Raw genomic sequence first — 8,195 nt, 5'->3', positions numbered from 1 at the left:
CGCGCCCCTGCCGATTCAGGCGTTTCGTCGAACTCGCCCCTCCGGGTGCGGGCTTCCGCGCTCATAGGATCGGCAGGACGGGGCCGGTGGCCCCGCTCGAACGCACGCGGCCGCCGCGCCGGTGTCGGAAAGGAACGTGATCGACGTGGACGTCTCCGGGCTCCGGGCCGTGAAGGACCACACCCAGCTGCGCGAACTCGTGGGCGAGCCCGCGCCCGTCGTCGTCGACAAGGACCGCGGGTACCTGGACGAGCACGGGCTGGCCTTCCTGGAACGCAGCCCGTTCGTGCTGCTGGCGACCTCGGGCGCGGACGGCACGTGCGACGTCTCCCCGCGCGGCGAGGAACCGGGTGTGTTCCGGGCCCTGGACGCACACACGGTCGCGATCCCCGAACGGCCCGGCAACCGGCGTGTGGACTCCCTCGTGAACATCGTCGACAACCCGCGGGTCGGACTGCTGTTCTGCGTTCCCGGCACGGAGGAGACCCTGCGTGTGAACGGCACCGCGACGATCGTGGTGGACGAGGACCTGCGGGAGAGCTTCGCCGTTCGCGGGCGCGCGCCGAAGCTGGTGCTGGTCGTACGGGTGGAGGAGGCCTTCTTCCACTGCGCGAAGGCGTTCCGGCGTTCGTCGCTGTGGGACCCCGCGAGCTGGCCCGACCGCTCGAAGCTGCCGACGCTGGGGCAGGTGCTCAAGGATCTCCGGAAGAGCCCGGAGCCGGTGGAGGCCATCGACGCCGCACTGGAGGAGGAGAACCGGGCCGCCCTGTACTGATCCGGGACCGTACCGGGCGCCCTGCCGGGCGCGTCCAGCCGGCGAGCGGACGGCGTTGTCCCCTCTTGGCCGGGACCTTCGTGTCCCCGTGCACCCCGCCGGGTAGGTCAGCCGACGCACACGCCTCCCCCGGTTCGGAGGTCACCATGGCAGCGGACCTGAACAGGATCAACAGCGTGGTGGCGGTACTCGCGCGCGCCAGTACCCACTTGACTTTCGAAGGCATTCCGTCCGCCCTGGCCGAGGAGGCCGAACACGCCGGCCTGTACGGGGTGCACCTGTACCTGGCCGACCGCCAACAGCGCACGCTGAACGAGGTCATCGGTAGGGGCAGCGGCCTCGGTGAGACGGGCGAACGGCTGCGCGTCGACGGCACCGTGGCCGGGTTGGCCTTCGCCCAGAGCAAGGTAGTGCGGGTCGGAGAACATTCGCGCTTCTGGGTCCCGATCCTCAACGGGAGCGAACGCCTGGGGGTGCTGTACGTGCACCGGGCGGCCCCGCCCGCCGACGAGGAACCGCTGCACCGTCTGGCCGCGATCGCAGGGCTCCTGGTCGCCGACAAGCGGGCCGCCAGCGACTCCTACGCCCGGCTGATCCGGACCCGTCCCATGTCGGTCTCTGCGGAGATGCAGTGGACGCTGATGCCGCCCAACACGATCGCGGACGAACGGATCACGCTCTCGGCCGCAACCGAACCGGCCTACGACAACGCGGGCGACTCCTTCGATTACGCCCTGGACGGCGACAGCGCGCATCTGGCCCTGTTCGACGCGATGGGGCACGACAACGCTGCGGGGCTCCTGGCGAACCTGACAGTGGGGGCGTTCCGCAACGAGCGGCGCAAGGGTACCCCGTTGGCCGAGATGCCCGAGGGGGTGGAGGAGATCCTGACCGAGGAGTTCGTGCGGTCCCGGTTCACCACGGGGATCATGGCCGAACTGGAGGCCTCCACCGGCGAGTTCCGTTGGGTGAACTGCGGGCACCTGCCGCCGGTGCTGTTACGTGAACAGGCCCGGGTGTTCACCCTCGAGTGCGAACCGACCCACCCGCTCGGTATGGACTTCGGTGTCCCGGTGCACGTGTGCCGGCAGCAGCTCCAGCCCGGTGACCGGGTCCTCATGTACACGGATGGCATGATCGAGGCCCGCGACGCAGAGGGAACTGAGTTCGGCATCGACCGGTTCGTGAACTTCATCGTGCGCCAGGAGGCCGACAGGATGCCGGTGCCCGAAACGCTGCGCCGATTGGTTCAGGCCGTGCTGAGCCACCACAACGGCAGGCTCGAGGACGACGCAACGGTGCTCTTCTGCGAATGGCACGGACGTTAGGAGCACCTCGGCCCCAACGCCCGGCCATTGGCAGCACGACGGTCCCGCCGGGCGATCGCCGTGGTCACACGGGGCGGTGGTCGTTTCGGTCGGCGGGCAGGGTCGCGGCCCCCGTCGCGCGGGTGAGCACGTCGACGAACGACTGGGCGCGGGCGAACTCCAAGGACGTGAACGGCAGGTCGGGGCGGAGCGCCACGAGGTGTCCGCCGTCGGCTCCCCGCAGGCACAAGGTCGCCCCGCCGTTGCCCTCCCCCGCCATGTGCGCGGGCGCCTGTTCCCCGGGCCGGACCTCGGCGGCTCGGAGGAGCCGTGCGAGGGCCTGCGGCAGGGTCGAAGTCCCGTCGAGCACGCGTCCGACGAGGCGGAGGGTGTCGCTGGTGTCGTCGGTGAGGTCGTGCGGTGTCGCGCTCTGCAGGGCCCGGGTGCGTCCGCCCGCCTTGCGCACCGCACCGCGCAGCAGGTGCGGGCCGACGTGGGCAGGGCTGAGCACGAGGAGCTCGTCGGTGACCTCCTCACCCGCGGGGTGCACCTGGACCGTGCGGATGTCGACGCCGGTGCGGGCGAGCTCGTCGGCGAGTCGGGCCAGTCCCCCCGGCTGGTCGCTGACATCCACGCGCAGGCGCCAGATCTGGCGCGGCCCGGCGGCGTCGGGGTCGTCGTGGGCAGCTCGGTGGTGGGCCGTGCGGGACGCGTGGTGCAGGGCGCGGCGTCGGTGGTGGCGCCAGCAGCGGGTGATCACGACAGCGAGGATGAGCGTGATACCGACGGCGGCCAGGGCCCCGGCGGAGGAGTGTCCGAGCAGGAGGACGAGAGTGTGCGCGGCAGCGCCCGCGGTGAAGACGGCGGCGAGTTCGGCGAGCTCGGCCCACAGGGGATGGCGGGCACGGGTCGGGTCTGCGGTGTCGTCCGGACGGGTCGGCGGTGTTCCGGTGGCAGCGTCCATGGGCCCCAGCATGAAGGGCCGTCGTTATGGTCCGGTTACCGGATGTGAAGCCGAGGTGAGATCTGTGCAAAGCCGCGGCGCGTACGTCATTCGGGCCGACCGACGGTGAACTCGGCGAGCGTGATGCCGCGCCGGCTGTGGTCGCCGGCCAGGCACAGGCCCGCCTCCTCCGCCAGGGCGGACAGCTCGGCCACTTCACGTTCGCGGCCGTTGAAGTAGGCGAGCATGCGCACGTCCAGCTCGGTCATGGCCACTCCCCCGCCGTACTCGGCCACCAGCACGGTGCCGCCGGGGCGGGCAGCCTCAGCGCAGCGGCGCAGGATCGCCAGGGCCGCGTCGTCGTCCCAGTCGTGCAGGATCCAGCAGAGCAGGTAGGCGTCGTGGCCGGCGGGCAGCGGTCCGAAGAAGTCCCCGGCGACCGCGTCCCCGCGGTCCTCCAGGCCGGCGTCCCGGAAGGCTTTCCGTGCGGACTCCGCAGGGCCGGCGAGGTCGAGGACCGTGCCGCGCAGTGCCGTGAAGCGGTCGAGGAGCTCACGCAGCAGGGTCCCGTCCCCGCCCCCGACGTCCATGACATGCCCCAGGGAACCCCACCCGTACATGCCCGCGAGTGTGCGCGCGTGCTCGACCATGCGCGATCCCATGAGGCGTTCGAAGGAGGTCGTGAGCTCGGGGGAAGCGGCGAGGTCGTCCCAGAACGTCGAGCGGAAGTACCGCCCGTAGGCGGTCTCGCCGGTGCGCAGCGCGGGGGCGAGTTCTGCCAGGCACAGGTCGGCGCGGCCGTGCGCCCCCTCCCCGGTGATCCACTCCCGGCGCGACCAGGGGTGGTCGGAACGCAGAGCCTCGCCGGTCGCGGTCAGGGCGAATCGGTCGCCGTGGTGGACCGTGAAGAGTTCCTCGGTGACCAGGTGGCGCAGGACCCGCTCCAGGCGCCCGGGTTCCGCCCCGACCGCCTCCGCGAGTTCGTGTGCGGTGCGGGCGCCTTCGGCGAGGTGGTCGGCGACCCCGAGCGTGGCCACGGCGCGGATCGCCATCGGTGTGACCAGTTCGGCCTTGCGCCACAGGCGCGCGGCCTCCTCACGCCCCTGCGCGTCCCGCGTATCGGGACCGCGGCCGTGCGTGTGCTGTTCCTGCGCCATGTGCCGCCCCGTTCCACACCTGGTCCGTGTCCGGGGACGGTAACCCGGCGGGTGCCCGGTTGTCAGCGGATCACGGACTCCCACTCGCGGACCCGTGCGTTCCGGATCCGGCGGGGGTAAGGCCGTAGGCATGGCACACACCGTCGAACACCGCGCCCGGGCTCTCCTGCTCGACGGGGACTCCCTGCTCCTCATGGAACGCGACGCCCCGGCCGGCCCGGCATCCACCACATCACCGTCGGCGGCGGAGCGGAGCCCGTCGACCCGACCCTGACCGACACCCTGCGCAGAGAAGTGCGCGAAGAGATCGGCGGGGAACTGGAATGGGCGGTCCCGGTGCATGTCGTGGTCGAGCGGCACCCCGGACTGGTACGGATGCAGCACGTCTTCGCCGCGCGGCTGGGGAGGTGGGACTTCGCGCTGCGGTCGGGGCCTGAGTTCGACGAGCCGTCGAACGGCCGTTACACCCCCGTGCACGTGCCCCTCACCCCGGAGGCGGTCCGGGCGACCGCGCTGGAACCCCGCCGCTTGCGGGACTTCGCCGCCGAGCACATGGACCTGCTGCGTGCGTGGGCGGCCTTCCCGAGCGCGCCGGGCTCCCCGTTCCCGGGCGGCCCCGCGGTGTCCCGCGACGGCGCCGCGTGATCGCATGGCCCTGGAGGAATCCCGGCCCGGACCGGCCCGCGGGGGCCGCCGGGCGCGGCGACCGAGACGCCCCCGAGGAGCCCGAGTGGACCGAACGGACCGAATCGACCACACCCCCCGGACGGCCGAACGGCCCAGAACGGTGAACCCGCCGGACGCCGGCACGCTCGCGCGCCGTGTCGCCCGCGGCGAGGCGAGCGCGACCGGGACCGTCCAGGAAGCATTGGCGGCTGTCGAGCGCACCGCCCACCTGCGCGCCTTCACGCATGTGTGGGCGGAGGAAGCTCTGCAGCTCGCCGACCGCATCGACGCCGCCCTCGCCCGCGGCACGGACCTCCCGCTGGCCGGGGTCCCCCTGGCTGTGAAGGCGTCGGAGGGCACCGACTCCCGCCAGGCGCAGACGCTCATCGCCGCGGGTTCGGTGCCGATCGGTTCCACGTCCGTTCCAGGCCCCGGAACCGAGTGGAAGACCTGGGGTCGCACTGACGCAGGCCCCACCCTCAACCCGTGGGACAGCGACGCGGTACCCGGCGGTTCCTCAGCGGGCTCGGCGGTCGCGGTGGCCACGGGCGCGGTGCCGTGGGCGACCGCGAGCGACGGCGCAGGATCCATCCGCATCCCGGCCGCCTGGTGCGGGGTCTCCGGCTACAAACCGACGACCGGTCTGCTCCCCGCACGTGACCGGGCCGGCCTCACCGTGGGCGGGCCGATCGCGCGTACCGTCGCCGACCTGGAGCTGTACCGGAAGGTGGTCCTGGGCGCGCGCCCCGCCCCGCCACCCGCGCGGATCCGGGTGGCGTGGTCGGGCACGTTGGGGTTCAACGACCCCGACCCCGAGGTGGCTCAACTCGCGGAACAGGCCCTGCACCGTTGGGCGCACGCCTCCGACGCGGTGGAGGCGGTGGACGCCGGGCTGGACCTCACAGACCCGGCCGGCTCCTGGTCCGCCCGGCGCGGCGGCGGTAACGCGCAACCCGACTCCACCGCGGAACACCACAACACCCGGGCGCTCGCGCAGCTCTTCTCCGGATTCTCCGGTGCGGACCTGCTGGCCACCCCGACCACACCCAACCCGCCACACCCCCATTCCGGCCCCGGGGAGGTGATGAGCGTGGGGTTCACGTGGTTGTTCAACCTCACGGGACCCCCTGCGGTGAGCCTGCCGGCAGGCCGCACCCGGCTCGGCCTGCCCGTCGGCCTGCACCTGGTCGCACCGCACCACGCAGACGCGGCGCTGCTGTCCGCCGCGCGCGATGCCGAGAGCTGGACGGACGGCGCCGCGTGAGCACCGCCGAAGGGACGTGCCTCGTCGTCCGGGGCACCCGACATCGGCCTCATCGATCTGACGGTGCGCCACGCGCCCGCCCACGGCTACCACGTCGTGCTCAGGTGCCGGTGAACGTTGCGGTGGTCCGGCCGAGCGAGGCCGCGACACCCGCGCGGTGGTCGTCGGTGCCGATGAGCTCGACCTGTTCGGCGGCCTCGCGTTCCATGGCGGCCGGCAGCTGCGCACGCAGGTCGGCACGGAGTGTGGCCTTCATGGAGCGCACCGCGAGGGGCGCGGACGCAGCGATGCTGTGGGCGTGTGCGAGGGCGGCCTCGAGCACGGCGTCGGCGGTGTCCACCTCGGTGAGGTGGTCCGCGAGGCCGATGGCACGGGCCTCGGTGCCGGTGATGCGGCGGGAGGTGTAGAGCAGGTCGGCGGCGTTCTGGTCGCCGACCAGGCGCGGGAGGGTCAGGCTGATACCGAAGCCCTGGTGCAGTCCGAGGCGCCCGAAGTTGGCGTGGAACCGGCTGGAGGGCGCGGCCACGCGGAAATCGGCGGCGCAGGCCAGGCCGAGCCCGCCGCCGACGGCCGCGCCGTGGACGGCGGCGATCACCGGGACGGGCAGGTCGAACAGGCGGCGCCCCTGGGCGTAGATGGCGCGCAGGCTCCGGTCGGGGGTGTCGCCGACGCCGATCCCGGAGAAGTCGAGTCCGGCGCAGAAGTTCTTGCCCTCGGAGGCCAGGACGAGCGCGCGGCACTCGGGCGAGGCTGTGGCCTTCTCGGCCTCGTCGGCCAGTCCCTGCAGGAGGCCGAGGTCGAAGTGGTTGTGCGGCGGCCGGTGCACCCGCAGGACGCCGACGTGTCCGTCGAAGCGCACGGACAGTTCCTCGCTCATGGGTCGCTCCCCGGGTCGGTGGTGGACGGAACCGAGGTTACTGCCTGGTAGTGGCGCGGCCGCGGGCGGGCATGACGAAGGCCCCTCCCGCAGGAGGGGCCCCGGCCCGGCTCGGATGCCCCGTAGGGCGCGTGTTGTCGCTGCACGCTCTCCGCCAGGCAAAAGCCACCATACGCGCCTGTTCCGGACCCAGGGCACGGAGGGCCGCAACGGACCACCGCGCACCCCGGCGGGCGGGCCCGGCGTCGCCTGTGCAGCACCGCTTCCCGCACGCGGGAGTCTCCGGAAATTCTTCGGGGACCGGGCTTCCCGTGGCGCCGCGCCCCGGCCCCGAACACACCCCGGACCAACTCGCCCGCAACACCTCACACCCACCCGACGACTGGCCCGCACGCGCGTGACGTGGGTCGCATTTACCGCGAATCCGAGATGTCCGGGCGCTCGCCCACAGGTAGCCGAGCGAAGCCACGAACACACTCCGTGACCACAACCGCGCAGGTGACCCTCAACAGCGCGCGAGAGCGACGGAAATCCGCTACTGAAGGTGACGCCCGTGGAACCCAGCCCCCAAGGCCGGGCACTGTACGAACCCCGGGCTTTAGGTTAGCCTTCCCTTGGTTCGGATCGCCCTTCCTTCCCGGGGGCGCCCGCACCCCGTGTGTTCGCTCTCCCCCTCATGCCCGCATCCGGCCCACGGATGCAACCGGCATGCCCGCAATCAGGAGGACCATCCATGAGCTCGCTCGCGCGGTCCGTCGAGGGCCCGCACGCCGCCGAGCCGGCCGACCCGCCGGACCCGGCCCCCGAGCACCTCGCGCAACTGTTCGACGCCGGCAGCGCAGAGCACTACCACGATCTCACCCGCGAAGCGTCCGACCGAGTCGCCCGCAGGGTGGCCGCAGCAGAACAGCCTCTCACCGGTGCCACGGCCGAGGACCTGCGCCCCGGCATGGAATCGGTGGACCTCGACCGCCCGCTCGGCGACCCCGTCGCGGCCCTGGACGAGCTCGAGCACCTCTACCTCGACGACGCCGTCTACTTCCACCACCCCCGCTACATGGGGCACCTCAACTGCCCGGTGGTCCTGCCCGCGCTCATGGGCGAGTCGGTGCTGTCCGCGATCAACTCCTCCCTCGACACCTGGGACCAGAGCGCCGGCGGCACCCTCATCGAGCAGCGCATGATCGAATGGACCTGCGACCGTAT

General features: G+C 72.4%; 9 protein-coding genes (1 of these 9 cut by a window edge). 6 read left to right on the top strand and 3 right to left on the bottom strand.

The annotated features are described in order from the left end of the window. Positions 1–136: 136 nt before the first annotated feature. Complete coding sequence (locus D474_RS0123845; protein ID WP_017616001.1) at positions 137–775, top strand: pyridoxamine 5'-phosphate oxidase family protein; 639 nt, start codon at positions 137–139, stop codon at positions 773–775. Between the two features lie 146 nt (positions 776–921). Then, positions 922–2,103, top strand: a complete 1,182-nt coding sequence (locus D474_RS0123840; protein WP_017616000.1) for a PP2C family protein-serine/threonine phosphatase — start codon at positions 922–924, stop codon at positions 2,101–2,103. A 64-nt stretch (positions 2,104–2,167) separates the two neighbouring features. Here D474_RS0123840 and D474_RS29875 read toward each other — a convergent pair whose 3' ends face one another. Further along, positions 2,168–3,046 (bottom strand): ACT domain-containing protein, encoded by an 879-nt coding sequence (locus tag D474_RS29875; protein ID WP_161628705.1) that lies wholly within the window; start codon positions 3,044–3,046, stop codon positions 2,168–2,170. An 86-nt stretch (positions 3,047–3,132) separates the two neighbouring features. Continuing rightward, a complete protein-coding gene (locus tag D474_RS0123830) occupies positions 3,133–4,182 on the bottom strand; it encodes a methyltransferase (protein ID WP_017615999.1) in 1,050 nt (349 codons plus the stop codon). A 130-nt stretch (positions 4,183–4,312) separates the two neighbouring features. Between D474_RS0123830 and D474_RS32430 the strand changes: the two genes are divergently transcribed. From D474_RS32430 to D474_RS0123820, 3 genes are all read left to right on the top strand, one after another. After that, on the top strand, positions 4,313–4,456 hold the full coding sequence (locus D474_RS32430) for a hypothetical protein (protein ID WP_017615998.1): 144 nt from the start codon (positions 4,313–4,315) through the stop codon (positions 4,454–4,456). Continuing rightward, on the top strand, positions 4,405–4,827 hold the full coding sequence (locus D474_RS30650) for an NUDIX domain-containing protein (protein ID WP_161628706.1): 423 nt from the start codon (positions 4,405–4,407) through the stop codon (positions 4,825–4,827). Before D474_RS32430 ends, D474_RS30650 begins: the two co-directional genes overlap by 52 nt. Before the next feature lie 85 nt (positions 4,828–4,912). Next, positions 4,913–6,112, top strand: a complete 1,200-nt coding sequence (locus D474_RS0123820; protein WP_017615996.1) for an amidase family protein — start codon at positions 4,913–4,915, stop codon at positions 6,110–6,112. A gap of 100 nt (positions 6,113–6,212) precedes the next feature. Here the strand turns inward: D474_RS0123820 and D474_RS0123815 are convergent, their stop codons facing one another. Beyond that, positions 6,213–6,989 carry an enoyl-CoA hydratase/isomerase family protein gene (locus tag D474_RS0123815; RefSeq protein ID WP_017615995.1) on the bottom strand — a complete coding sequence of 259 codons (777 nt, stop codon included), beginning with the start codon at positions 6,987–6,989 and terminating at the stop codon, positions 6,213–6,215. A gap of 733 nt (positions 6,990–7,722) precedes the next feature. Here D474_RS0123815 and D474_RS0123810 point away from each other — a divergent pair. Beyond that, positions 7,723–8,195 carry the 5' end (the start) of a pyridoxal phosphate-dependent decarboxylase family protein gene (locus D474_RS0123810; protein WP_017615994.1) on the top strand. 1,102 nt of this gene lie beyond the right edge of the window, so only the first 473 of its 1,575 coding nucleotides appear in the window; it begins with the start codon at positions 7,723–7,725; the stop codon falls past the right edge of the window.

Source organism: Nocardiopsis salina YIM 90010, assembly GCF_000341025.1.
GTDB classification, from domain to species: domain Bacteria; phylum Actinomycetota; class Actinomycetes; order Streptosporangiales; family Streptosporangiaceae; genus Nocardiopsis; species Nocardiopsis salina.
The sequence above is the reverse complement of the archived record's forward strand: the minus strand, read 5'-3'. Positions and strand labels throughout refer to the sequence as shown.

What these genes read in the sequence shown, in the direction of transcription:
- D474_RS29875 (WP_161628705.1), bottom strand. Translation starts at nt 3,046, where the DNA reads ATGGACGCTGCCACCGGAACACCGCCGACCCGTCCGGACGACACCGCA.
- D474_RS32430 (WP_017615998.1), top strand. Translation starts at nt 4,313, where the DNA reads ATGGCACACACCGTCGAACACCGCGCCCGGGCTCTCCTGCTCGACGGG.
- D474_RS0123815 (WP_017615995.1), bottom strand. Translation starts at nt 6,989, where the DNA reads ATGAGCGAGGAACTGTCCGTGCGCTTCGACGGACACGTCGGCGTCCTG.
- D474_RS0123840 (WP_017616000.1), top strand. Translation starts at nt 922, where the DNA reads ATGGCAGCGGACCTGAACAGGATCAACAGCGTGGTGGCGGTACTCGCG.
- D474_RS0123830 (WP_017615999.1), bottom strand. Translation starts at nt 4,182, where the DNA reads ATGGCGCAGGAACAGCACACGCACGGCCGCGGTCCCGATACGCGGGAC.